The organism is Paenibacillus guangzhouensis, assembly GCF_009363075.1.
In the GTDB taxonomy this organism is placed as follows: Bacteria; Bacillota; Bacilli; order Paenibacillales; family Paenibacillaceae; genus Paenibacillus_K; species Paenibacillus_K guangzhouensis.
This window is the reverse complement of sequence record NZ_CP045293.1, coordinates 6,460,396-6,486,576: the sequence shown is the minus strand read 5'-3', so window position 1 is coordinate 6,486,576 and position 26,181 is coordinate 6,460,396. Positions and strand designations below refer to the sequence as shown.

The window sequence follows — 26,181 nt, the reverse complement described above, 5'->3', positions numbered from 1 at the left end:
GCACATTATTAATGGATTTTTTGTGAAATAAATGGAAATGCGTTGCATGTCATTCTTGACTTTATGAAATTGTTCTATAAAATTAGAACATATTATAAGTTCTATAGGAGTGAAACATTCATGAGTTATGTGGTCCAAGTAGATTCCTCACCGGTCTATGAACTGATCGTGAGCCTCTATTGTTACATCGAGCATCCGACATCCAAACATAATGCATTCGGCAAAGCATGGAAAACCGACGTACGTCGTCGTCTCAGCGATTCCTTATCGGAGCGGCTTGAGGATCATCGACTAGAAGTGCTACACCGATTGAATTTATTAGTCTGGCAGTGCCCCGGCGAACGTACGGTGGAGAATTTTCTGCATTGGCTCACGAATATGGCACCAGGCGAAATCTATGAGAAGCTTGTGCCATGGGTCTCTTCGTTCAAAGAAGACATGAACTCGGTTCGGGATCTCATCGTCTCCGCGCTGCATGACTGGCACGAACAATATTTCCGTCATATCGATCCGGCGTTCCTTCGCGTGCTGAAGCACAGTGGGGATCAAGTCGCACAGCTCCTCCCCTCGACTCCCGCGGTCGAGCTGATTGAACAGTGTACGAATGGGATTCGCGTCGAGCCTAGCCCTGGCATTGAGAAGGTGCTGCTTGTCCCGCAGATCCACTGCAATCCGTATACGGTCATCGATCATTACGAGGGGTTGATTGTCTGTCAATATCCGGTGGGAATGCCTGCAACAGATCCTACCGTACCGTCCTTCAAGCTGATGAACACCTTGAAGGCACTGTCCGATGAGAATCGACTGCGCATCCTGCAATACGTCGCCGAAGAACCACGTTCCTTCAAAGAAATCGCCGCCTATATCGGCCTAGTCAAAAGCAATGTGCACTATCATCTGACGGCGCTTCGTCTATCTGGGCTGCTGCGCTCCCACTACGTGAAGGATAAAATCGAATCCTACAGCTCTCGGATGGGACCTCTGAATCATTTGGAATCTGACATTGCAGCGTACATTCACAGAACACATGTTTAACGGAGGTCTGACATGAGACTATTACGCTTACCAACACAGCTCCATCCGGTCATAGTGATTTTGCTGACCGGATCGCTCATCACGAATTTATTCTTATCCATGTGTTCGCCTTTTCTCGTCATCTATCTCTCGAAGCATACGAGTCTCGGTGTTGGAACAATCGGGTTCATGATTGGTGCAGGGGCATTGGCGGGCACCGTGGGCGGATTCATTGGCGGGTATCTATCGGACCGGATCGGTCGGAAAAAGTTGATGCTCCTCTCACTTACGACCTCCAGCGTGATCTATGCCGGGTACGCCATGGTGCCGCATCCGGCGCTCATTTTCGCTCTTGTCGTCATCGGGGGATTTGGCAGCGCCTTTTTCGCCCCGGTTTCGAATGCCTATCTTGCCGATCTCACGCCGGAGCATCAACGATCTACCGTGTATTCCTTGCGGTACATGGCTGTGAATATCGGATTTGCCGTGGGGCCTTTGATCGGCCTTGCGCTGGGTCTGACCGGAAGTCCGACGCCATTCGTGCTGATGGCCATCTGTTATTTCGCCTATGCCATCGTCTTGTTCGTTGCACTGCAGCGATTGAAGGATCGCGGTGCACCGGCATCGGTTGCCTCTCCTTCTCTCACGATAGGCGCGTCCTGGCATGTGTTACGGCGGGATGCCGCACTCCTATTCTTCGTATGCGCATGCATCTTGACTACTGCCGTGGAAGGTCTGTGGTCCGTGGCATTCGCCAATTATTTGCCTACGCAGTTTGCCGATGGCGAGAAGCTGCTCGCCGTCCTGCTTACGGTCAACTCGACCTTGGTTATTCTGCTGCAGCCGATCATCGCCAAATGGACGCAGCGCAAATCCCCGTTGTATGCCATTACGTTCGGGAGCCTGCTGTTCGTTCTAGCGGAGTTGGGATATGCCTTCTCTTTCACATGGTCGATGTTCATCTTGTTCATGGTGATCTTCACCGTCGGGGAAATTCTGATCATGCCCTCGCAATATACGCTGCTGAACCAGATTACGCCGGCGTCGGTGCGCGGAACATACTTCGGCGCGTTCTCGCTGAATAGCCTCGGCAACTTCATCGGTCCTTGGTTATGGAGCGCGCTCCTGGTCCACTACAACGGGCAAGTGATGTTCGGCGCAATTGCGGTGACCGCTCTGCTCAGCGTTTGGTTCTATCGGAAGGCTGGAGGGTACAAGGTACAGGATGTGGGGAATGCGGCAGGGGTGGCGGAGTAGGAGACGATTAGCTACTGCCTCCAGAGAAATCCTGATGACAGTAGCTGTTAATATTTAATTAATCGATCATTAAGATTATGTTCTTTTTACGTTTTTTCATATGCAACAATATCATGATGAGCAGAATTTGGATAATTAACGACATGATTGAAAGTGCGTTATGAACCAAAGATAACATTGGCATTACAACTATTAATAGATTAATCCCCCATCGATATGCGCCTTGCTTAGGTAAAGCTCCCTCCAACTTCAATGAAAATAAGACAAAAACTATAATCGCGCTTAAAGCAGTGGAACCGGTAATAAAAATGACATAAACCTGGTCATACCAAAACTGCTGTTTAAGTAAACGATCGTAAGTAAGTAAAAAGACTAAGATACTTACCCAAATAAACGCAATTGGCTTAAGAGGCGCATATAACTTCAATACAAAATCACTAATGTCTGTTGACTTATCATATTTAGAGTATTTTGTTTTTTCTTGCTCAAGCTTCCCAAGATCTACATCAATAAAAGTGAGCATGGAAGTCAGATATGCAATATCCGCTTGATAATAAAAATCTCGGGCGATTCTACGAACATTCTCGCTCAAGTAAGGACTGGATTCACCAAGTTTCTGCATTAAGCCGAACTTTGCATCTCCACCATGGATTACCGCCGAGATACTAGCTTGCAATTGACTATAAATCTTTATTTTTTCATTTACGGATGCAAGCTGTGTTCTATTATTTTGATTAATCATCTCTTTAAACTCTTTATACAGCCAAATCGTCGTTGTTCCAAAGATGGTTAGTACTAGTGTCATGATTGGATTCGCTCCAATGAGTTTAGATATTTCAGACCACATTTGATGCACTCCTTGCAGCTCATTAATATTCCCGTTTGCAAAACCTTCTTTAGTTACTATTTTTCGACAAGTATTAACATTATTCCTTTCAAAAATATACAAAAAAGTCCCAAGGCAATCATCTTTAACATTAATAACAAAACAGCACCCGTTCCCGGGTGCTGTCCCTTATTAATTCGATAATCCACTAACTCTCAGTGCACGCATGATGATCACGGCCGCTTGCGCTCTCGTTACTTCGTCCATCGGAGCGAGCTGCGTATCGGACACGCCAAGCAAAATCTTATGTTCGACGAGCATCGCCAACGCGTCCTTCGCATAGGACGAAATGCTCGATTGATCCTTGAACGGATCCAATGCCGTTGTGCTTGCGCTGCTCGCGACTCCCGCAGCTTTCAATGCCGACGCCAATATCGCAGCTAGTTGCTCGCGCGTTACGTTCTCGTTCGGCTCGAAGATCGATTCGGACTTGCCTTGAATCAGTCCCGCCGCCTTCGCCGCCGCGATATCATTCGCGTATTTCGAATCAGGCGCTACATCGGTGAAGGTCGACTTACCTCCGTTCGGCAAGACACCGAATGCCCGTGCAATGATCGATGCGATCTCGCCGCGAGTCACTTCCGTCCCCGCTCCGAACTTCGCCTCTCCCTCGCCGAATACAATCAGCTTCGCAGCCGCGCGCAGCACATCCTCCTGCGCCCATGCCGGAATGGCATCCGTGAAGAGCACCTTCGATTCGATGACGCTATAAATGCCATTTCCTTGACTTTTCACCTCTACCGATACTGTACCATCCGCATTGACGGTGACCACTGTCGGCACCGAGCGAATTTCATTGATCTCCGGCAGATAGATCACGCCCGTTAAACGATTCGCGTCCACATCTTTTGCTTGGAACGTGAACTTATGGCTTACCGGCTTTGAAGCTGACGGGGCGAGCTTGAATTCAAAAGCCGATACATGCGCTTTCGCCCCATTCAACAATTTCGCTATGTTATCCTGCGTTTCTTGTTTTGGCGATTGAATCGAGATTTTCACATCTGTGGCCGAACCAAGCGATTGGATCGGAATGAGATGCGCGACGCCGTTCACGTTCACCGTAACCGAAGCTTTATCGCCTTTCTTCGCGATGGCTGCAATGACTTCTTTCGGCAATGTCACTTCAACCTGCCCTGCCTTCTCCGCCACTTGAATGCTGAAGGTTGGCGACGTGGCCTGCTCTATTGCTTTGAGTGCAGCATCTTTTGGCACACTGACCGTTAATTTATCCCCGTCTTTGCTCACTTTCGTCTCCAACTGACCTGTTGGTGCAGCCGGCTGAGCAGGCGTCGTTCCTCCGCTAGATGAACCCGTGGACGGCGATGTTGGTGTCGTAGGCGTCGTTCCGCTTCCATCCGAAGTTTTAACGCTAATGGCTTGGCTGTTAACGGACACCTGCTTCACGTCTGCCCCGTCCTTGACCACAGCGATAACATGAATCGTATAGCTCGTATTCGCGCTGAGCGATGCGACGGTGTAATTCGTATTCGTCGTATTCGCAACCCACTGCTTATTCACGAAAACTTCGTAGCCGGTCGCGCCAGCCGAGGCATCCCATTTTAACGAGATCGTATTCGCGCCAGTCGACGTAACAGCTAAGTTCCGTGGTGCCGCTAGTTCATTCGACGAACGACCATACGTTGGCAAATCTTGCGATAGCTGAGTGGACAAGGTCTTCGTCTTATCCCCATGCGCTTCCCAGCTCATGACGCCAGCAATATCCAATGATTTCAGCATTGCCGCCGTATACGCCATCGTGTTCCGGTCATTATAGGTAACCCAAATCTTCGTGTCCGGATTGTACACGTAAGCGACTTTGGCCGCGTCGTTCCAGTAGCGCGTATAGCCGTTCTTATCGATATAATTCTTCTCTAGGTCCTGATAATCTAAGATGCCGCCTTCCCAGGTACCTGGCGAGACGCCTGCGCATTCCTGATACTGTCCATTCCCCGTCGATGGGCATCCGCTCCATCCTTTTCCATAGAATGGTACACCGACCACGACTTTATAGTTCGGAATGCTCCCTGCAAAACTGGCTGCCGAGCCCGCTACGTTGTTCCGCGGGGCAGAAGTTGCTGCCCTCGGATGGTTCTTGTCAAAATACAACGGTGCGTTATGATGCGCGAGTTTCTCCCAGCCTCCGCTGAAGTCGTACGTCATAATATTCACAAAATCCAAGTAAGCTGACGAATTCGCTAGGTCGGAGTTGACGATGAAGTTATCTCCTTGGGCGGCTGCAATTGTCTGGAGATAATATTTGCCGTCCTCCGCTCCCGCCGCATCCAAAGCTTCACGAACCGTCTGCACGAGCAAGCCGAAGTTCACTTTATCCTCCGGTCCTCTCGTATTCGAATCTTCTCCGCCTTCGACCGGGTATTCCCAATCGATATCAATCCCGTCGAGCTTATACGCCCGAATGAACTTGACGATAGAGTTCGCAAATGCCTTTCTCGTGACGTCATTCGCGGCAATGACCGAGAAATACTTCGACCATGACCAGCCGCCCACCGATACTAACAGCTTGAGGTTCGGGTTCTCTGCTTTTTTAGCGTTAAACGCCGCTAGCTGCTCAACATCCCGTTCCGGATCGCCGATAATCATCTCGCCATCATGAACGTATCGGTTTTGAAGCGGTATGTCTGCATTTTTACATTCTTTTTTGCCATCGCTGCTGAACTTCTTCCAACACAAATCGGAGAAAGCATAGTTAATGTGCGTAAATTGTGTCACATCTACATCGGAAGGGTAGTAATTGCGGCCTGGGTTCGATGAAGACCATGACGTGTAATAGGTTACGATATTATAATTGCGCCCCGGTACGACCTGAACTGAGCTGCTCTCCGGCGAGGCCCAGAGGCTGTTCTTGGCTACAACTTTGACATCATACGTCGATCCCTCCGTTAGTCCGCTTACGGCATAACGATTCTCTTCACTTGAGCCATGAAGCTCTCCGTTCACATAGACATCATAGCTCGTGGCGCCTGGCGTCGCTGCCCAACCTAGTGCTGCGGTCGTCCGGGTAGCCGAGACTACTTGCAAATCGACTGGAGCGGCCAATTCACCCCACTTGATCGTCACTTTATTGCTCTTGTCCGATACTTTCGGCATATTCTGAGCACCGACCATGAACGTATATACAGATCCAGTTACTGTCTCCGGCGCGATCTGGTATGTAACTTGATTGGTTCCATCCCAGATGCCTGTCTTCCAAGCATTATTCACGTACAGATCGTACCCATTTGCCCCATCACTTCCTCCCCAAGCAAGCGAAATGGACTTATAGGTCACATCCGTGACACGCAAGTTGCTCGGCGGACTTAGTGGTGCCTCTTCGTACTGGTCAGTATTCGGCGGAGTTGTGAATTCTACGACATTACTCCAGCGATCCTCAGGAATATCCTTCGTGTTCACCTTTCCAGCGCCGTCTTTCTCCCAGACGATAAATACATGATAGGTCGTCTCGGGTTTCAGCCCTGTTGCATAACGAGTCTCCTTGTTCCCCCACGTAATGTTCTTCCCCGTATCCAGATTATAAATTTGAATGTCATTGGGACCGTCTACGAAATCCCATTCCAGTTTGGCTTTGTTATGATTCACTTCCGTGACACGCAAATTTGTAGGCGGGGGTGGATCTGCCTGAGCTGCCGCTGCTGCCCCCGCCTCACCTTCCTCCGCAAATGCCGCCGAGGTCGTGAATAGGGTTCCGAATACAAGAACGAAGCTTAATACCATAGATAAAAGACGAGTTTTTCGAACGGATTTACGCAATAAAGATCACTCCTACCATGAACTAGATTTCGAATGGAAAACACAGTTGGTGCGGAATAATTATGCATTTTTCTTGAGGAGATGAATTGTGAAGTCGCTTGAAGTAAGCAATCGAGGAACCAAGTCTTGCATGAGGTAAAACATAAAACGATCATTCGCGTTCTGCGTGTTACCACCACCCTGTCTGCATTCGTTAAAATTTTGTAAAGAAAGCCTTCTCATTCCATCATGTCTTGGGTTACATCGATTTGGAAGGGAGATATTTCCATTATTTAGGGGGAAAATAATATCATTTCGAAGGGGATCGTTAATTACTATAAATTTCCGTGGATTTATATAAAATCGAAGATTTCATCCGAAAAAGATTCCGTAGCCCAACGAAAAAAGGATCATTCTAGTGAATGATCCCTATCGGTCACGAACATTATAACGAATAAATATACATAACAATGAATGTATATATTCTTCCCTATTCCTGCAACTCCACCATCGCCTCCGCCACCTCCATGCCGTTAACAACGAGAACGACTCGATGCGCTCCCGGGTAATGTCGGCGCGTCGTCAAGTCTGCCCAGTTATGGCTGCGCCGTCCGCTCAATACAGAACCGCCTGGTACGGTTTTGTCCGATAACAAGAACAGTTTACGAGACGTCTGTCCTTTCGCCTTCACGAAATAAATGCCGTACTCGATGCGTACACGCACCTCTTCCCCTTCGCGCACACGCATCGCATAGTGAAGCTCACATCGCTCGCCAATGCTAAGCGCTGCAGGTTCGACACGTAATTCGGCAGACGTTGTAAGGGATGACGCATCTTCCGCATATCCGAAGATTTGCATGATCTCCGGATCGGCTCTCCGAATTAACGTCCTGCACGCATGACGGATAATCCAATCCGTATCCGGGTGCTTCCCTTGCCAGCGGCGAGCCGTCTCAATTACAACCGACGGATGATCCTTCGCAATATCATTCAAATTGTTCGCGACACTCTTACGTACATAGAGCGACGGGTCGGCTTGCAGCTTCTCCAGAATCGGTAGAGTCGGCGCGGGGTCGCGCTTGAACATCGCTAATGCAACGCCCCAAGGCAACCGAGGACGACAGCCTTCACTCGCAAGTCGCCGCACATGTTCATTCGGATGATCCGCCCAGATTGTCATCTGACGCATCGCCCGTTCAGGGTCACGCAGGATGAACGGGCGAATGGCGAATTCGGCCGACGAACCTCGCGTGAACCGCTCCATCGCCTGCATCGACAGCTCCCAATGCTCCTCGGCTTGTCCATAGACTTCGATGAAGTCAGGCATGAATAAATAAGGGAAACCTGTGCAAGAACCATCATCCACAGCAAATAAGACGTCAAGCTTCGCTTCATAGCTGGGTGGCAAATAGCGCCCGAGCGTCTCCGATATTTTTCTCATCCGTTCCTTCAGTGCTAGCTCGTCCCACGACGAATCGATGACATCCGCAATGAATCGCTCTACATCAAATGCATCATACGCCTCCTTGACTTTCGCTCCGAAATCACGCAAGAAAGCTTCGTTATAGACTAATTTTAATGGCTCAGCCAAATGTGTCCCCTCCTAAATCATACGTTTGCTAATCCTAGTATAACGGATGAAATCGGACAACAGGGTGTCAAGGAATAAAATCGCAAGATCATGAAATCTCCCGTAACACAATAAAAAAACACCCCGAAGGGTGCTCCTCACAAATTTAATTATATCAACTTCCGACTATACCACTTCTCGCCTCGGAACCGCCACCAGAAGATCGCGCCGCGAATCCCCCACTCGCTCACCATGGCTATCCAGACGCCCATAATGCCGAGTCCGAGCGTAATCCCGAGCACGTAACCGAGAATGACGCGGAACACCCACATCGTCAGCAGCGATGAGATCGACGTAAAGTTCGAGTCCCCTGCTGCACGCAGCGCCGACGGCAGAATGAAGCTGATCGACCAGAGCAGCGGCTGCGTCACGGCAATCAGGATCATAAGTCCGTAGAGTGTCGACACAATCTCAGCCGGTGGAGAGAACAGCTTAACGATCCACGGCATGAGCGGCATCAGCACTGCTGCTGCGACAATGAAGATGACGGTGGACAAGCCGATGAACGACTTAATGAATTTCCGCGCGTCTTGGATATTCCGTCGTCCGATACACTGGCCTACCACCGTCACAACGGCAATACTCAGCGCACTGGCCCCAATCTGGAAGACGAGTGAAATCGAGTTCCCGATCGCATTGACCGTAATCGCCATCGTTCCGAGCTTCACGATGAATGTCTGCGTAAGCAGCTTCCCGCCATTGAAGAACATCTGCTCCGCCGCGAACGGAATACCGATGATCATGACTTTTCTCAGAATCGAGAAATCGATCTTGAGCGCATTTTTTATACGGAATCGCAGCGTCTGGTTGTACTTCAGCAGATAGATGAGCGACACCGCCATCCCGAGCACCCGCGCCGTGATCAATGAGATAATTAGCCCAATCACGCCCATGTCGAGCACGGAGATAAACAAAATGTTCAGGATCAGATACGTCAGGTTCATAATAAGCGACAAGCCAAGGCATGCCTTCGTCTCCGCTACCCCGCGCAGCGCACCGGTCACCGCTTGGAAGATCGCAATAAAGGGGTACGAAATGCAACTCCCTATCAAAAATAGCCTCGCATTATGAAAGACATCTGCATCAGCCTGCCCGAACAACAAATCGAGCGTCGGATTATGAAAAATAATAACGATCGCGCTGATCAAGACGGACAGGATCGCTACCGCCGATATTGCTTGGGCCGCCGACTTCGCGACCATCTCTGGATTCCCGCTTCCCCGGTACTGGGCGACAATGACGGTTCCGCCCGTCGCCACCGCGACGAAGACGTTAATCAAAAATATATTCAGCGAATCAACCATGCTCACCGCGCTGACTGCCGCCACCCCGGAGGAGCTGATCATGGCCGTATTCACCAAGCTCATCAAAATAATAAAAGCTTGATCCACAAATATCGGAATAATGATCGCGATAATCTGTTTGTAATCAAGCGTGTCTCCCGTGAAATATTTATTTAACAGGAAGGTCGTTCTTCGTTTTAGACTGGGACTGATTATATTCACTCTATCATCTCTTTTGGGTCGTATTCTGCCTGGGTCAAGGTCCCCCCTTGACATCCTCGCTGTAACATAACGATTATACCATGCTCCCCAAGAGATTGAAGTGATAGGTGTTGCTATATAGCGGAGAAAAAGCAGGATAAGGCGCGCATTCCCACCGCTGAGACTTTTATTTGGATCGACAGCGGGTTATACGCCGGATTATCGTCAAGTTCCGAAATACGGGTTCTGATGCACATAGGGATTGGATGGCAATGCATCCGAATTTTCTTCGATAGATTTGATTACGAGCGTCGGTACCGTTTTCCCCGCATAAGTCCTCAGTGCAATCTCCCCAAGCGCAACGACGTACATGTCATCCTTCCACGCCTTGGCGTTATCGACTTCAGCCAAAAGGGCCAACGGTACGGTGTCCGCAACGCAGCAGCGCATGGAAAATCGGCCAATCGCGAACTGGTTCTCGTTCATTCCCTCCGCACGGTATATATACCCCTTCAGTTCCACCTTTTTGCCGATAAAACGCTGCTTGTACAAGTCAAGCGAGGTCAGCGACTCGATATAGTAGTCTTCGGGAATCGTGATTACCGGCTGACCGACCAATTCTGCCGCTAGCTTGGCATAAGGCCGCGTTGACTCATTCGATGGAAAGGCCAAACTTATCTCGGACGACGATTCCGGGGCTGTGTCATTCGCATTCGACGAGACCAAGATGCTCGAAGGTGTCAGGTTCAAACCCTTCTGGGCCGCCATTTGGCTGCCAAGCGCTTGATTCGGAAAAATAAACGTCAGCGCGAGCGGTATGATTAAGGCGCCGTATGTGATCCAGGTGCTCAACAGATTCTGGTGATGGTGGTGATGGTGGTGGTGATGGTGGTGATGGTGGTGATGATGTGATGAACAAGTGCAATGCGCTTCGACCTTCCCCACCTGATTTCGACGACGCAGCACATCTCGAACGGCCAGATAGAACTGATGCATTGCGAGCACGTACAGCCCGATGGCAAGGCATTTCACCCAGATCATCATTCTCGGCGCGACAAAATAGATCAATGCATCTGTCCGAAGCGCCTGTACGATAAATAGTACGAATGCAGACAAGACGATCGCACGAATCAAGCGGTGTGTGAACATAGACCATGTGCTCATAAGAGGCCCTCCTCCTCTTCATCATTTATTAGTAATACAACTGATCCACTAGGATCGAACCGACGAGAATAACGACTGCAGCCATCGCCATGACCGTGAATACAGTCTTCGCACGGAAGACTTTCAGCAGCATCAGCGTACTCTTTATATCGAACATCGCGCCGAATACGAGAAAGGCAAGCAGCGAGCCAAAGCTGAAATCCGGACTAAACGTTACGGCGACGAACGCATCCGCTGTAGAGCAGATCGATAAAATATAGGACAGTGCCATCATGAACAAATGAGCGGCCCCCTCCCCTTCACCGAGCGAAAGCATCCATTGTCGGCTCACGACGGTCTGCAGCAGCGCAGTAATCGTCGCGCCCAAGACGAGGAATTTGCCCACATCGAATAGTTCGATCGCAGCATGTTCAAGTGTCTCGTGCAGTTGGTGAAGCCAGTGCGTTCTAGGAACGGCTTGATTCATACGGTGTTGCTTGCGCTTCGCGGACTGACTGACCGCGGCTGCAGCCGATTCCGTTATCGCGCTGGATGGCGTTCGCAGGGCTGATTCCCCCATGCTGTGCGCTGCCCACAACCCGATGACTGCCGCGGCAGCAAAGGCCAGCAAGATGCGAAAAAGCGGCACTTCCGGATGCGACTGGAAGGCGACATACGTGGATGCATAGACAACCGGGTTAATGACGGGCCCCGCCATCATGAAGACGATGCCGATATATGGCGGCATCCCTTTGCGGATTAAGCGGTGAACGACCGGAATCAGACCGCATTCGCATAGAGGAAAAACAATGCCGAGCAGGCAGCCGAACAATATGCCTGTCACGGTTCGCTTCGGGATGAAGCGCTGCAGCGTCTGATCGCTGACAAATGTCTGGAGCAGCGCGGATAATATGACGCCTATGAGTACAAACGGAAAGGACTCCAATAATATCCCGATTACCATCGTACGAAAATCGTTAAGAAAACCTATCATCGATCGTCTTCCCCCAAGCAAGAACAATTTAACACTACGAAATAATAGCTTCGTTAAATGTTATGTCGTGTATTTGTCCTTCAATGTAATCCCGAATTGTTAGCGAAAGATGATCGCATTATGAAGTAATTATGAACACCTCCCCCATCTGGATATTTACAAAATCAATAGATTCAGTTAACAACCAACAAACAATCCAAACTTAAAATTCATTAAAACCAACAAAAACAACAACAAAACAACGAAAATTGGCGCTTTGTATTTGTTTTTAATAAGGAGGGACATGCCACTGCGCGAACGAATCATCTGACCTATCCACATAATCAGCGTCCATGGCGTTGAACGATTCTAGTCCACCCGTCTTCTATTAACGCAATCCAAAGGAGGATTCCAACATTGAAGGTCAAGAAATTGTTATCTGCATGCATGGCGGGAACTATCGCTTTCTCCGCTATGTATTCCACGGGCGTCATCTACATCCCCGCTGCCCTTGCCGCTGCAACGGTTGACAAGCCGGTTGCATCTAAGCCTGCAGGTCGCTACGAGCAATCGGTATCCATCACGCTGAGCAGCAGCACCCCAGGCGCCGATGTCTACTATACGCTCGATGGGACGATGCCAGATGAGACAAGCCTAAAGTTCGATGGGGCACCAATCGTCCTCTCCGAATCCACGAACGTATCGGTCCGTGCCTTGAAAGACGGCATCTGGAGCACCGCAGGCACGTATGGTTACATTATCAAATCGGCGGACAAGCCATTACTGGAATTTGTAGCGATGTCAGACGTGCATATCGGCTCCTCCAAAGGTGACCCGAACGGCAACTCGAACGAAGCTTTAGCGAAGGTTCGCGAGCGATATACGAGCAATTTCGATGTCATCTCTTCGATTTTCAAAAAGCCAGATGCGATTGTCATCGCAGGCGACGCGATCAATGACAATGGAGAAGGCATCGGTGCAAATCATGCAATTGTACGGGATATTTTCCAAGAGCAGCTGAACCGCACGAACATGACGGATACACGTGTGCAATTCGCGATGGGGAATCATGACGATAAGGTCTCGACGGCAACGAATAACTACCCGCCAGAATGGTTCACCACCCAGTCGAACGGCTATTATGAGAAGACCATCGGGGGCTACTCCTTCTTCTTCGTCAACGGCAACAACTACAATGGCGACACCGCGCAGCGGAACTGGCTCAAAGGACGTCTCGCAGAGATTACAAGCGACCCGACGAATCTGAACAAGCCGATCTTCATTACGCTGCACCACCCTGTTTCCGGTACGGTCATGGACGGTCAGCAGACATCCAACCCGAACCTGTATGCGGACCTGAAGGATTACCCGCAGGTGTTCGTCTTAACAGGTCATTCCCACCTGAACATTAATGATGACCGCTCCATCCATCAGAAGGATTTCACATCCATCAATCTGGGTTCGATGTCGTATATCGAGGTCGACCATGGCTATTCGGCCGTAACGAACGAGGGTCTGGCCGATGGGCGATTCGAGTTCCCTGTGAACCAGGCGCAATTCATCGAAGTTTATGCGGATCGGGTCGAGATCGAACGCGTCGAATTCAATGGCGATCCGGGCTCGATCTATAAAGGCGGCGTATGGCAAGGACCTTCCGAATTGCCGTTTAATAGTGCGGGCGCACTGGCGGGCAAGAAGTGGGTCGTCAAGTTGCAAGGCAATACGAAAGATGAAATTAAGAACAACTTCACCTACACCACGAACAACCGGAACACAACTGCACCGCAGTTCCCTGCCAATCCCGAGCTTCAAGTGACGGCAGGCGCGAATGACACGCAAGTGCTATCCTTCCGTCAAGCCAAAGATGATCAATCGATGCATCATTACGAGATCAAAGTATTGAATAAACGCACAGGCGCGACGGTTAAATCCTATAACGTGCTATCGGATTACTATTTCTCCCCGATTCCGAACAAGATGAATATCCCGATGAGCGGACTTGCTGCCGCAACCTCTTATTTGGCGACAATTACAGCGGTTGATGCTTATGGCAACAAGAGCACAGCACTACAGGCTTCCTTCGCGACGGGCGGGACACCACCGGAGCTTACGCCAATCGATCCGACGACGATGTGGAATCAGCTCGTATCTGAAATGAAATTCGATGATGATCTGAGCGATAGCGCGGTGGGGGTAACTGGCCTAGCAACCAAGGTTGGCACTGCGTCCTTCGTCGAAGGCAAATCCGGCAAAGCGATCAGCATTCCGGCAGGCAACAGCAACTATGTGGACCTTGGTAACCGCTCGGACTTGAAGTTCGGCAGTGAGAGCTTCACGGTATCGTTCTGGCATACAGGGAATCTGGCCGGCGATCAGACGATCTTCTCCAACAAAGATTGGAACTCGGGCGCCAATGTCGGTTACTATATTGGACCTGCGACAACGAACAACATGACGCTCAATATGGCTGGCGGCGGCAATCGGATCGATTACTCCGCGAATGGCGTAGGATCAGAATGGCACCACTTCACGATTTCCGTCGATCGGGAGAACAAGACGGCAACGACGTATGTTGACGGTGCTGCCAAAGCAACCAAGGATATCTCTATCCTCGGGACAACTAACATGGATACGGCGTTTAATATCATACTTGGCGCCGACGGCAAGAAAAATAACGGCGGGGCGAGTGTAACGCTCGACGATCTAAGAATTTGGAAACGCGCGCTGTCCGCAACGGAAGCCAAAGCGTTATCCGACTCCTATCAATCGCAAACGCTCTATACCTATGAGCAGTTAACGGCGAAAATCACGGAAGCCGAGCAATTCATCGCTTATATCGGAGCAACGAAGGGGTTGTCGCTTCCGGCACAGACCAAAAGCGAGCTAGAGACACAACTGGCAGCAGCACATGCTCTAAAGGCAACGGATGAAGCCATGAAAATTGACCAAGCCTGTGTCGATCTCATGTGGGTACTGCAGACTGCAAAAGGAAATGTCATCTACAGCTTCATCCCAAAAACAGGTTTTACGATCGACACCTTCAGTTCTTATGCTGACAACGAAAATGCCTACGCGGCGAACATTCTGGACGGCGATCAGACAACGATTTGGCATTCCAAGTGGCAAGATCCCGTACCGGATTTCCCGCATTGGGTCATCATCGACATGGAGGATTCCTATCAGTTGAGCGGTATCCAGCGTACGAGCCGTCTGAATCAGTCCGCGATGGAATTCCCGAAGGAGTTCGAATTGTATGCTTCTAACAAGCTAACCGACCTGAGCGATCCTGCATTCTTAGGCGACGCTGCCAATAAGGCAACCGGAACCTTCGGCAAGACATGGGCAGGCACGGTCTACAAAGATTTCGTTGCGCTAGACAAGAAACTGCAAGGACGATACGTGAAATTCTTAGTTACTGGCACCTACAACACGGATAAGACAAAGAAATTCACGAGCATGAGCGAGATCGATTTTACGGGCGAGAAAATAGCAAGCCCGAGCGCACAGCTGCTTGACCTGCGCGTCGACGGCACAACCGTGGCAGGCTTCGCGCCGGATAAGTTCGACTACACGATGAACGTATCCCATGCGACGACGAAGGTTGATGTGACTTATACAGCGGAGCATGCGGGCGCTACAGTCACCGTGAACGGCGGCGACAACCTACAAGTGGGCGACAATAACGTAACGGTTACCGTCACGGCCATTGATGGCCGCACCACATCCTACGTCATTCGTGTCCATCGTGCGGACGCTCCGCTTCCGTCCGACGCTACCCTGCTTCAACTGAACGTCAATGGCACGGCCATCGCAGACTTCGTGCCGAATAAGCTCGACTATGCCGTCACCGTTCCTTATGAGACATCAGTAGCTGCCGTGACGTATATGGCTGCAGATCAACTTGCAACGGTAACCGTGGACGGTGGTGAAGCACTTGTAATCGGTGAGAACCCGATGACTGTTACGGTAACGGCACAAGACGGCATCACAAAGCTTATCTACCACATCACGGTAACAAGACAACCTGAAGCCGTATTGTCTAACGCAAATCTATCGGATCTACGGATTAACGGCACCCAGGTGAACGGATTTGATCCGAACAAGTTGAATTACACGATACAGGTATCGAACGCGACATCCGTCGCGAAAGTGACTTACGGCACACAAGACCCTGCAGCGACGGTTCTCGTGACCGGAGGATCTGACTTGCAGGTAGGCGACAATCGTATCGTCTTATTCGTTACGGCGCCTGATCGCCTAACAACCAAGGAATATGTGGTGAATGTTCGCCGTGCAGAGCCTTCAACGACGACGACGCCGGGAGGATCAACGGGTAAAACAATGACACCAGAGGCCGTAACGCCGATCAAGCCAGTGCTGCCAGCTGATGCTGTCGCCGTGCAAGATAAAGATCTGAACAACAACAAACCATCCGTCGATATTGAACTGACGGAAGGGAAAAACCGCGTCATCTTGCCGGCAGCGCAAGCCGATGAGTTGAATGGCCGTTCGCTGACCGTCCAAGCAGAACATGTGAAGCTCACCGTTCCGAGTGAACTCTTCCAAGCCTTGAATGGCTTGCTGCCTTCACCTGACAAGAATGCGACGATGACGGTCGCAGTCGAGCCGATCGCTGCAGCACAAGCAGATCAGACGCTTCAGCAAGCAAGCCGTCAAGACAGTGGCATCTATACGCTGGGCGGTAAGATGTACGAGCTATCCCTCTACATCACAGATAGCGCCGGCAAGATGTATAAGCTGAATACCTTCGCCAAGCCAGTTACTGTATCGTTCCCAATTCCAACAGGAATGGAAGCGAGCCTTGCAGGCATTTATCGAGTACTCGAGAATGGAAGCTTAACGTACTTGGGTGGAAAGCTAACGCAAGATCGCAAGGCGATCGACATTGAGCTTACGCATTTCAGCCAATACGCGGTGCTGTCACTCGAGAAGTCTTATGACGACGTCCGTGCCGAGCACTGGGCCTACAAGACGATTCGCGAGCTGTCTGCGAAGCACATCGTCACAGGCGTGACGAACACCCGCTTTGCTCCGTCCCAAGCCGTGACCCGTGCGGAATTCACAGCATTGCTCACGCGGTCACTTGGGCTCACCGCTTCGGAAGCTGCTCCATTCAGCGACGTAGCAAGCTCCGCATGGTATGCGGATGAAGTCGCAGCAGCCTATGCGGCTGGCATTGTGACTGGTGCGTCCACGCAAGCCTTCGAGCCGAATCGCAGCATCACGCGAGAAGAGATGGCTGTTATGCTCGTTCACGCTTACGAACGTCAAGCGGTGCAGAAGCCAGACGCTGCTCCTGCAGCCCTCTCCGATGCTTCGGCGATCAGCACATGGGCGCTCCCTTATGTGAATGAGGCGCTGAACGCGAAGCTGCTATCGGGCCGTCAAGCCGGAAGCTTCGTACCGGCTGCCGTCACTTCCCGTGCGGAAGCAACGCAAGCGATTTACAACTTGCTCAAGTCCCTTCAATAAGCGTTAAAACAGAACGCGCCCGGCCTTCCGTACGGAAGAACCGGGCGCGTTTTGTTAGCGCTGTTGCTTTATTCATTTCAGGAACGTGATTACAGCTTGTCGCCCTTCTTCAGATCGAGTGGATCTGGAGCATCGGGCGGCTTCTTCGTTCCCTTACTCTTATACGGTTTAGGCGCATTCTTAGCCCGCTTCGCAGCAGCCTGCCAACGGTTCCAGCCTTTTTTGTCCGTGCCGCGGCCCGTTCCGCCCTTGCCTTTCGCCTTGCTCATGCCATCACTCCAAGCGACCCAGGAAGCCCCGGGTCCATCAATTACTTCTTATGCGTATCCAGCGATTGCCACAGCTTCTCGAGCCATGGATCGAATTCCGCTCCCTTATCCCCTTCGTACGCATCGTAGATGTCGATTCGCATTTTCTTCACTTTCTCTTTGAACTGCTCGTACGTATGGTCCTTCGGCAAGCTCTTCTTGATGCGGAGCATAATTTTGGAGATGCCCTTGAACAGCTCAGGCTTATTCCGCGACGGCGCTTGGACGTTCTCCCCCATCGCACGCAGCTGGAGATAAGCTGCTTCTTGCACAGGGTAGACAAGATCATGCTTCATCATGCGCGACAGAATCGCCGTAATCTGCGGGTGGTCGTATTGTCCTAATGCTTCCGCTGCACGCAGACGTTCTCTCCAATTCGAGGAACGTTTCGCGGAAGCTTTGAGCTCCTCGAAATTTTCAGGTAAGTCTTGATCGATATCTTGATGATTCAATGGATTTGATCCCCTTCACTTAGTAATCATTCCATTAGAATAGCTTGTTTCTGCGATAGAATCAAATTTTTCTATAGAGAAATTCCTGCGTTAATGCGCTAAGATGGACATTGCTCTGCAAGATCCCCTCCACGGTCGCCATCGTATTCGGCGCCATGGGCACGCTGCCGTACCGCTGCAGCAAGACCCAGCGCAGACAAGCTAGCGCTTCGAAACATTCCCACGAAGCCTGAGGGATCGGTTTTTTCCCGTAGTAAGCCGCTCGGAACATCTCGGCGTGACGTTCAGAAATGTAGATTTTCAACAAAATATAAGACCATGCGAAGTCATACCTTGGATCGCCCAGCTGACCATTTGTCCAATCGATTACGGTGTACCGCTCTCCATCCTCCAGAATATTGCCTAGGTGGAAATCAGCATGAATGATGGCATGCTGCGACATGTCTGCCATCTCGGCAATCCGCTCTGCTGCTTTCAGCACATCCGGATGCCCCTCGGCGCCAGGGAAGAAATAGCCGATAAAGTCGTACTTCGGCAGCTGCACCCCCGCCAACTCCTTCACGTCCATCTGATGAATCGCGGACAAAATCTGGGCAAGTATCGTCAGCTTCTTCTTGTTCACGCGCATGGCAGGGACGCCGTCGTAGGTCGTCAACAGGACGGGATCGCCCTCCGGGTTCATGCCCCAGCCGAGCGGCTTCGAGACCGACAGTCCCCGCTCCGACAAGGCATCGAGCAGCCGGTATTGATAGCCGATATCCGGCTTCGAATGCTTGCTCCATGTCTTTAAGACGTAGCTCTGGTCCCCGAAGGTCAGCTTCACCACTTCCGCTTCAAAACCTTGATTCAAATCATGCGCCGTAAGCTTGTCCGCGTAAACGAGCAACGCATCGAGCTGTTCCTTGCGATCCCGCCAATCCACGCGTGTCATCCAATCTATCAAACAAATCTTCCTCTCCAGATTAATAGATAAGTTGAACTACTTCTGATTTAAGATCCCTAAATAGGCAATCCACGGCCCTACATCCGCCCGATAACGTGTCCCCATAACTCGCACGATCTGGGCGATATGCGTCATATCATGCACTGTCCAAGTAGACAGGAGCTCTCGAACGCGAACCTCTCCGAAGACCGGATGCGTGCCCGTGAGCTCCAGCTTTGATGTCAAGTCCGGTATCGCTCTTAGCTTCGCGATGCTCTCTGCTCGAATTGCACGGAAAGCTTGTAATTGTTGTTCCAGTGTGTTCCCCGAGTCGGCCTGCAGATTCGCGTAACGGTCGAACGGCGGAAACGGTTTGCTCGCGCCCGCTTGCAGCATGTGTTCAAGCCGCGGCATCCAGTTCACGCGCTCCCCTTCGATGAGATGGTTCAACACTTCCGTGACATTCCATGTGCCTTCCCCCTCGTTGCATTGCAGCCATGCGTCAGATAAACCTGACAAGAAAGCCTCTAGCATCTTCGGCGTACGTTCCAGCACCTCGATCGCTTCATCCAAGTTAAAGTTCATGCTTCATCCTCCCCACCTTCTACCTTCTAATCCGATGCAGCTTCATGACCTTCTGATACTAGTAGTATGTTGGAAATAAGAGGGAAAGTAAAGTTCGCCGCGGTGCGCGAAAACAAAAAGATAGACCCGCCCCGAGGGGAGTCTATCTCCTTGTTTACCCTTATTTCTTCAACATCATATACAGCATCTTCGAGATTTCCGCTCTCGTCACCGAGCCGCGTGGATCGAACTTGTTATTGTCCTTGCCGTTGATGATACCTGTTGCTTGCAGCTTCGTCACGGCATCCTTCGCCCAGCCAGAAATGCTGTTCGTGTCGGCGAAGGCTGCTCCGGACGACGCCCCAGCGATCGGCTTCTTCATGTAATCCGCCATTTTGGCCAGAATTACTGCCGCTTCTTCACGGGTAATCTGCTCCGTCGGACGGAAGTTGCCGTTGCTACCCTGCACCAGCCCCAGTTCAGCCGCTTTGCTCACATAGCCTGCATAGTAGCGGTCAGCCGCTACATCCGCGAATGCCGTCTGTCCTTCCGCCGCTTGGATACCCAGCGCACGAATGACGAGCGTCGCGAAATCCGCTCTTGATACATTCAAGTTCGGACGGAATTGATTACTCTCCATCCCTGTAATGATATTCTTCGCAGCCAGCTTGAGGATGTACTCGTCAGCCCAACCGCCAGTTAAGTCAGCGAACTGCTTGTGCAGCTCGAGCACCGCGAATTGTGCCAATTGATCCGTCGTGAAGCTGAGCGTATTGCTATCGAATGCGCTAGGAATCAGCTCAGCCTTGCTTCCAGCCAGACGATACAGATTCGCATAGTCTTGCTGCAGCTGCTTCATTTGCTCTGTCGTAAGCGTGCGCTTCACGGTAATCGGACCGCTGAATTGCTGAACCGCCGTCTCCGTCTTCCCTTTGACTGTGACGAGCTTGAGCGTAAATACTACGCCTGTCGATTTCAGTTCACCGTTCGAGCTGATCGCAGCGTTGACAGCCGTCTGGATCGAGGAGCTCATCGTTGGATCGATCTGAAGCACGATACGATCCGCGTCTGTGATGCCATTCGGCAAGGAAGCTGCCGGAATCGTCACGGTAAATCCAGGACCAGCGATTTCGATGCTCAGCTTGCGATCTTTCGCTTTCTGCACACCAGCTGCATCCAATGAGAGCTGAGCCGCTTGTTCCGAAGCTGCTCCCTCGAGCTTGATCGCAACTTTGCCATTCTCTGCCTCGTTCACTGCTTTTTCAAGCGCAGCTCGATCAGCCGCATAAGCGCCATCCGCACCTGGTTTAATGCTCACAACCCCTTTGTCCAAAGCAGGCTCCGGCTTAGGTTGAGGTTTTGGATCAGGCTTTGATTCTGGCTTTGGTTCTGGTTTTGGTTCCGGCTTTGGATCAGGGTTGCCCGGATCAGGATTACTCACTTTACCCGTATAGAAGCCCCAAATATCCGATAACACTTGACCGCTGTTGCCGTCCTCTACCTTCGTATACCATTGATAGTAACTATCACCTTTAAGACCACTCCAAGTAAAAGCTGCCTGCTGGCCGCTCTGTACGTTATTCACTTTGCCAATCGGCAGATCGCTATAGACCTTCACGCCGATGTAGTCGGTAGCGACGCGTTTGGTCTTCGGTTGTAAATCCAGATCCAACGAGAACTCGTCTTTGCCTGGATAGAACTCAGGATCATAATAATTGTAATCGTCCAAATACGGCGAATACGTCTTAATGTTAAGCTTGTTGTTCTTCGTGTCGAACTGCATCAGACGGATATAACCAAGACCGCCTTCCGGCGCGCCTTGATAGTCTGCCAGCATCTGATAGACTTTACGCTTCACACCGTTGTCGTCCAGCTCATCGATCTTCAGCTGCGCATCGTGATAGTGTCCGGACAACGCCGCGATGACGTTCTTGTTCGGCTTGATGACCTTCTCAAAAATTTTATCGGCGATTGGAGCGCGGTTATTCGATACCAGCATGTATTCATGCAAGCACAAGATCGCCTTCCGCTCCGGATATTTCGCTACGACTTCGTTCATCCAGTCGATTTCCTTGTCACCAAGGCCCCAGCCCATGTAAACGATGATGAAATCATTGCCTCCGGCCGAGACAAGATCGTAGTGACCACGGTTGTTCTGATAGGATTCGCCGTACGTCGGCATATCCTTGAACCGCTTTTCACCGAAATACTCCCAATACTTCGTATAATCGTTGTCTTGATGACCCACGTCATGGTTGCCTGCAAGCACGCCGTAAGGAATGTTGGCCTTTTCCAGCACTTTCATATCCTCATCAGCTTCCTGCCATTGATATTCTTGATAAGATTTATCGACGATGTCACCCGTATGGATAACATACTTGATGTTGTTGCTTTCCTTATTGTCTGCCACCCAATTAACGATCTTCTTGTAAATCTGCGGATAGCTCTGCGAATAGTACTGCGTATCCGACATCCATACAAAGGAGAAATCATACGAATCTTGGGTCTTATCGGACTTTTGTTCTTCTTTCAGCTCCGCGATCTCGTCCTGTACGATGATTTGGATTGTCTGTCCCATCGCATAGTCTTTAACCTGAACCGTCGACTTCAGTTCGAAATCCTCTGTACCTGCAATGCGGGTAACGAGTTGAACCCATTTCTTCGCGATATCGTTCCAAGCATACAAGCTAACTTTACGTCCTTCGATCGAATGACCTTTCCAGACGATATCGACGCGGTCTGTCGCCTTAACGGCAGGGTCCAGCTTAATCTCATAACGCTGATACGGGAATTGCTCCACCGCATCATTCACAAGGTAGTCGCCGTCTTCCGCGCTGATCTTGCCATATTCCTCAGCCGTTAGCGCCTCTTCATCTGCCGGAATCATCGTCTTCGGCGGTTCGGTATCGGATGCGTTCTTAAAGCCTGTGAATCCTCCAGCAGTACGGTTACCGTCATATTGGAAGCCTCTGTAGAATGATACATTCATCGAATCATTCGTCGGATCCTGCACCTTCACCTTCAGCCCCACGCTGCCGCCCAATTCCGATTGGTCTTGGGTTGGCGCGATCAATTCCGGCTTCAGTGGATTCTCCTCCGGCGTCGTGAACGTTACCGTACGCTCCGCTTGATTGCCAACCTTATCGGATGCCGTAATCGTCAGCGTGTGATTACCTGCCTTCATACTGCCAGAAGACAATGCATATGGAAGCGTAATATCTTGGTTATCCAGCTTCACGACCACTTGGTCTACGCCGGCAAGCTGGTCTTTGATCTCCGCATCCAGCTTGAAGCTGCCGCGGTACTGCTTGCCTTCTTCCACATTCGGCTTGATCGAAGGTGGTGTATTGTCAACCGTGACATTCGCCGTCACGTCAACGTTCTTGCTGTCGGTCACTTTCACCTGATGCGCACCATCAACTGCTTTGGTCGTGTCCCAAGCATATGCGTGCGATTGGAAGTACTTCGCATCCAGATTGAAGTTGAAGCCGATGCCTTCCATTTTGCCAGGGCTGTCGCCGATCTTGAATTCTTTATCCTTCACATAGAGCGGATCCCAAATCTCAGTACCGTCCGCCAACATTAAGCGTACGTTGCGCACTTCGAAATCGTCCTTATTCTCTTCCTTGCGATCATCGAATGGGCTTGTCTTCGATCCTGCACGGATATAGATCACGTTATCCGCACCGATGTGAAGACGGCTCGCATCGATCTTAAACGTCAATGTCGTATACGTCGGAATCGGATCCATGAACGTATAGAGGATCGTCTTATCCTTCTCGCTCTCCGGTCCCATCGTGACGGCGTTCTTGAAGTAATAATCGACGTTCTTCGCTTCGAAGACAAAATAAGCGTCATGCTCTAGCGCTTCGAACGTATTTTGTGTGATCGTTTGACCGTCCACACTTAACTTTAACGTATTCGCAGACGCGGTCTCCGACGTCCCTTTCAACGTCTTCGTACCATTCACGATATCTCCGTTCTTCACATTGAGACGAAGTGGATCGTGTCCCGGTTTGCCGGTAATGTCCACCTTCACCTTCGGCGTCTCCACCTCATTCGTGCCATCAGATACCATGAAGTAATATTCAATGGATTTGCTGCCGATCAGCGTCGCTGCCGGCACGAGATAATGATACAGCGAATCGCTGAAATTCTGCGTCAGCGCGTAACCGGTATATTCCGTTTCTTTGTCCGTGCGGATAAAGATTTTCACCGTCGCCACTTGCTTCTCGTCATCCGCAAAAGCTTTCAGGTCAAGGTTCTTCGATTGCTCAATCGACGAAATCCCGGAGCGGTCTTCTGCTTTTGGTAGCGTCGTGTCTAGATCGACATGCACAGGCACGGCCGGTACGAGCGCCGGATCAGTCACGCCAGGTGCAGGCGCCGCGAGGCCGGAGCTTGCCTTGATCATCGTAATGCTGCCATCCATTGGGTATTTATATACAATCGCTTTGTCTTCCTTGGTCTCGTCGCTCACACCGCCTTCATACACAGTGGTCGCGTCATAATTGGCATAGGAAATTTCCTTGCCCGTGTTCGTCTTGATCACAATCCCGCGACGTCCGGAATTCGCCATACCGTCGCTCTTAATCACGAACAAGTTCGTATTTTCAATCAAATTCGACTTATAGAAGTTGTTGAAATCCGCCGCCGTATAACTATCGTTCGCACCGTTCTTAATCCAGAATACAACGGACTGCTGGGACGGAATGATGAAATCTTCTTTGATCGTCGACCATTTCAAGTCGGCTTCCGGACCATCGTCCGGATAACGATAGTTGACCTTGTAGTTCTTGAAATTGATCGGTGCATCCGTGTTGTTGTACACTTCGATCATTTCGAATGCGTCCGATGACGTGTTCGGCACGTTCGTCGTATTCGGCACGATCTTCGTCACGAGCAAGGATGGTACCTTCGCCGCGTTGAATGGCGGAATATTCACGTCAACATTGTAACTCTTCTCCACGTCTTTCACACGAATGATGTAATTGAGCGTGGATTCAACGAACGCACTCGCTGGAATCGTAACGCTATAATCGTTGCCATCAGGTTGAACTTGCTTCATCGCCAGCAGGGTGTACTTCACCTGCGAAGGAGACTTGTACAATAGTTCTACCTTGTCAATCTTGACTTTATCCGGATTGTTCAGCTTCGCGGTAATGAGCAGATCCTTCGGATCGACTTGCTTCGCCGGCGTGTGCTCGATTTGAAGCTTGTTCTCTGCAGGCGGCAAAGGTTCGATCTCGACCGCATATGTACCTGTACGTTCCGGCTGCAGCTCGCCGTCTGCCGCTTCAATATAATATTGAAGCAGTTGCCCGTCGACGACCGCTTGTCCCGGAATCGTCGCCGTATGCTTCACGCCGTCCGCCGATGCCATTGCTAACGGTGTGTAAGACGTCTGAACATCTGTCTTATAGTAGACGGAAGCGGTAACCGTATTCAGGTTGCCCGTGATGGACGCTTCTATCGGTAAATCTTGATTCACAGTGATCTTTGGCGCAGCTGTGTGATCGAAATTCAAAGTTGTAGCGCCCGGCGGCTCACCGATATCCGATGGGAATGCCGGCACTTGGTTTGGCTCGACGGTTCCCGGAGAAGCTGGCTGGGATTCCGGTACGCCGACGACTGACATATTTTTGGTAGCATCCATAGGGTAGCTGTAGTGAATGCCATAATTGACCTTGGACGTGGTAACATTATAAGCCGCTTTGACAATCTCCACATCGTTAAGCGTATGAATGGCTACACTGCGATTTCCAGTGTTCGCCATGCCTCCACCGTTAATCTTGAACAAGTTCGTGTTCTGGATTAACGTAGACGTATAGCCATTTGCCGTATAATTGCTATTGAAATTTTCTGCTGACTCTGTACTGTTGCTACCGTTCATTACCCAAAGGACGATCGTCTGGTGCGATTTGATGATAGCAGGCACTTCTTTTTCCGCAAGAAGCCAATCGTTGTTGGTGCCGTTGTTATACACAATCTTATAATTTCTAAAATCAATATCACGACTCGTATTATTATAAATCTCAATGCTCTCATAGCCGTCTGCCGAATTCACGTTCTTCGTATCCGGCACCAGCTCCGTAATTAATAGCTTCGGTACTTTGGTATAATCGAATCCAGCTGCGGCTTGTGCCAATGCGGGCTGCAGCACGCCAAGCAGCATACTCCCAAGCAGTGCTAGAGACAACCATTTTCTGCGTATTCGCATGTGATCTTTTCTCTCTCCTTTTGTTTTCAGTTCCAAATGATGGGTGTATCACAACTGTAGTCTAACCCCCCATTGTAAAATCTAGGTC

General features: G+C 50.5%; 14 protein-coding genes. 3 read left to right on the top strand and 11 right to left on the bottom strand.

Going from position 1 to position 26,181, the window contains the following annotated elements:
- Positions 1-120: 120 nt before the first annotated feature.
- Positions 121-1,035, top strand: a complete 915-nt coding sequence (locus GCU39_RS29035; protein WP_193726675.1) for an ArsR/SmtB family transcription factor — start codon at positions 121-123, stop codon at positions 1,033-1,035.
- Between the two features lie 12 nt (positions 1,036-1,047).
- Positions 1,048-2,271, top strand: a complete 1,224-nt coding sequence (locus GCU39_RS29030) for an MDR family MFS transporter (protein WP_152396660.1) — start codon at positions 1,048-1,050, stop codon at positions 2,269-2,271.
- Positions 2,272-2,329: 58 nt separating this feature from the next.
- Here the strand turns inward: GCU39_RS29030 and GCU39_RS29025 are convergent, their stop codons facing one another.
- From GCU39_RS29025 to GCU39_RS29000, 6 genes are all read right to left on the bottom strand, one after another.
- A complete protein-coding gene (locus GCU39_RS29025) occupies positions 2,330-3,118 on the bottom strand; it encodes a hypothetical protein (RefSeq protein ID WP_152396659.1) in 789 nt (262 codons plus the stop codon).
- Between the two features lie 171 nt (positions 3,119-3,289).
- Positions 3,290-6,925 carry a glycosyl hydrolase family 18 protein gene (locus GCU39_RS29020; protein ID WP_227793369.1) on the bottom strand — a complete coding sequence of 1,212 codons (3,636 nt, stop codon included), beginning with the start codon at positions 6,923-6,925 and terminating at the stop codon, positions 3,290-3,292.
- Positions 6,926-7,394: 469 nt separating this feature from the next.
- A complete protein-coding gene (locus GCU39_RS29015; RefSeq protein WP_152396658.1) occupies positions 7,395-8,495 on the bottom strand; it encodes a DNA alkylation repair protein in 1,101 nt (366 codons plus the stop codon).
- 149 nt (positions 8,496-8,644) lie between these two features.
- A complete protein-coding gene (locus tag GCU39_RS29010; RefSeq protein ID WP_152396657.1) occupies positions 8,645-10,039 on the bottom strand; it encodes an MATE family efflux transporter in 1,395 nt (464 codons plus the stop codon).
- Between the two features lie 204 nt (positions 10,040-10,243).
- Complete coding sequence (locus tag GCU39_RS29005) at positions 10,244-11,182, bottom strand: TIGR03943 family putative permease subunit (protein WP_152396656.1); 939 nt, start codon at positions 11,180-11,182, stop codon at positions 10,244-10,246.
- Positions 11,183-11,210: 28 nt separating this feature from the next.
- The gene (locus tag GCU39_RS29000; RefSeq protein ID WP_152396655.1) at positions 11,211-12,155 is read right to left on the bottom strand and encodes a permease; all 945 of its coding nucleotides are present in this window, start codon (positions 12,153-12,155) and stop codon (positions 11,211-11,213) included.
- 396 nt (positions 12,156-12,551) lie between these two features.
- On the opposite strand from GCU39_RS29000, the gene GCU39_RS28995 reads away from it, so the two are divergent.
- On the top strand, positions 12,552-17,627 hold the full coding sequence (locus GCU39_RS28995; RefSeq protein WP_152396654.1) for a cadherin-like beta sandwich domain-containing protein: 5,076 nt from the start codon (positions 12,552-12,554) through the stop codon (positions 17,625-17,627).
- An 89-nt stretch (positions 17,628-17,716) separates the two neighbouring features.
- On the opposite strand, the gene GCU39_RS28990 is transcribed toward GCU39_RS28995, so the two are convergent.
- The 5 genes from GCU39_RS28990 to GCU39_RS28970 all read right to left on the bottom strand — a co-directional run bounded on the left by GCU39_RS28990 (position 17,717) and on the right by GCU39_RS28970 (position 26,093).
- Positions 17,717-17,896 carry a DUF3934 family protein gene (locus tag GCU39_RS28990; RefSeq protein WP_152396653.1) on the bottom strand — a complete coding sequence of 60 codons (180 nt, stop codon included), beginning with the start codon at positions 17,894-17,896 and terminating at the stop codon, positions 17,717-17,719.
- Between the two features lie 41 nt (positions 17,897-17,937).
- The gene (locus GCU39_RS28985) at positions 17,938-18,387 is read right to left on the bottom strand and encodes a HEAT repeat domain-containing protein (protein WP_152396652.1); all 450 of its coding nucleotides are present in this window, start codon (positions 18,385-18,387) and stop codon (positions 17,938-17,940) included.
- A 61-nt stretch (positions 18,388-18,448) separates the two neighbouring features.
- Positions 18,449-19,330 carry a phosphotransferase family protein gene (locus GCU39_RS28980; protein ID WP_152396651.1) on the bottom strand — a complete coding sequence of 294 codons (882 nt, stop codon included), beginning with the start codon at positions 19,328-19,330 and terminating at the stop codon, positions 18,449-18,451.
- 36 nt (positions 19,331-19,366) lie between these two features.
- Positions 19,367-19,894, bottom strand: a complete 528-nt coding sequence (locus GCU39_RS28975; RefSeq protein ID WP_152396650.1) for a DinB family protein — start codon at positions 19,892-19,894, stop codon at positions 19,367-19,369.
- Positions 19,895-20,054: 160 nt separating this feature from the next.
- The gene (locus GCU39_RS28970; RefSeq protein WP_152396649.1) at positions 20,055-26,093 is read right to left on the bottom strand and encodes an S-layer homology domain-containing protein; all 6,039 of its coding nucleotides are present in this window, start codon (positions 26,091-26,093) and stop codon (positions 20,055-20,057) included.
- Positions 26,094-26,181: the final 88 nt, after the last annotated feature.

What these genes read in the sequence shown, in the direction of transcription:
- GCU39_RS29035 (WP_193726675.1), top strand. Translation starts at nt 121, where the DNA reads ATGAGTTATGTGGTCCAAGTAGATTCCTCACCGGTCTATGAACTGATC.
- GCU39_RS29030 (WP_152396660.1), top strand. Translation starts at nt 1,048, where the DNA reads ATGAGACTATTACGCTTACCAACACAGCTCCATCCGGTCATAGTGATT.
- GCU39_RS29025 (WP_152396659.1), bottom strand. Translation starts at nt 3,118, where the DNA reads ATGTGGTCTGAAATATCTAAACTCATTGGAGCGAATCCAATCATGACA.
- GCU39_RS29005 (WP_152396656.1), bottom strand. Translation starts at nt 11,182, where the DNA reads ATGAGCACATGGTCTATGTTCACACACCGCTTGATTCGTGCGATCGTC.
- GCU39_RS29000 (WP_152396655.1), bottom strand. Translation starts at nt 12,155, where the DNA reads ATGATAGGTTTTCTTAACGATTTTCGTACGATGGTAATCGGGATATTA.
- GCU39_RS28990 (WP_152396653.1), bottom strand. Translation starts at nt 17,896, where the DNA reads ATGAGCAAGGCGAAAGGCAAGGGCGGAACGGGCCGCGGCACGGACAAA.
- GCU39_RS28975 (WP_152396650.1), bottom strand. Translation starts at nt 19,894, where the DNA reads ATGAACTTTAACTTGGATGAAGCGATCGAGGTGCTGGAACGTACGCCG.
- GCU39_RS28970 (WP_152396649.1), bottom strand. Translation starts at nt 26,093, where the DNA reads ATGCGAATACGCAGAAAATGGTTGTCTCTAGCACTGCTTGGGAGTATG.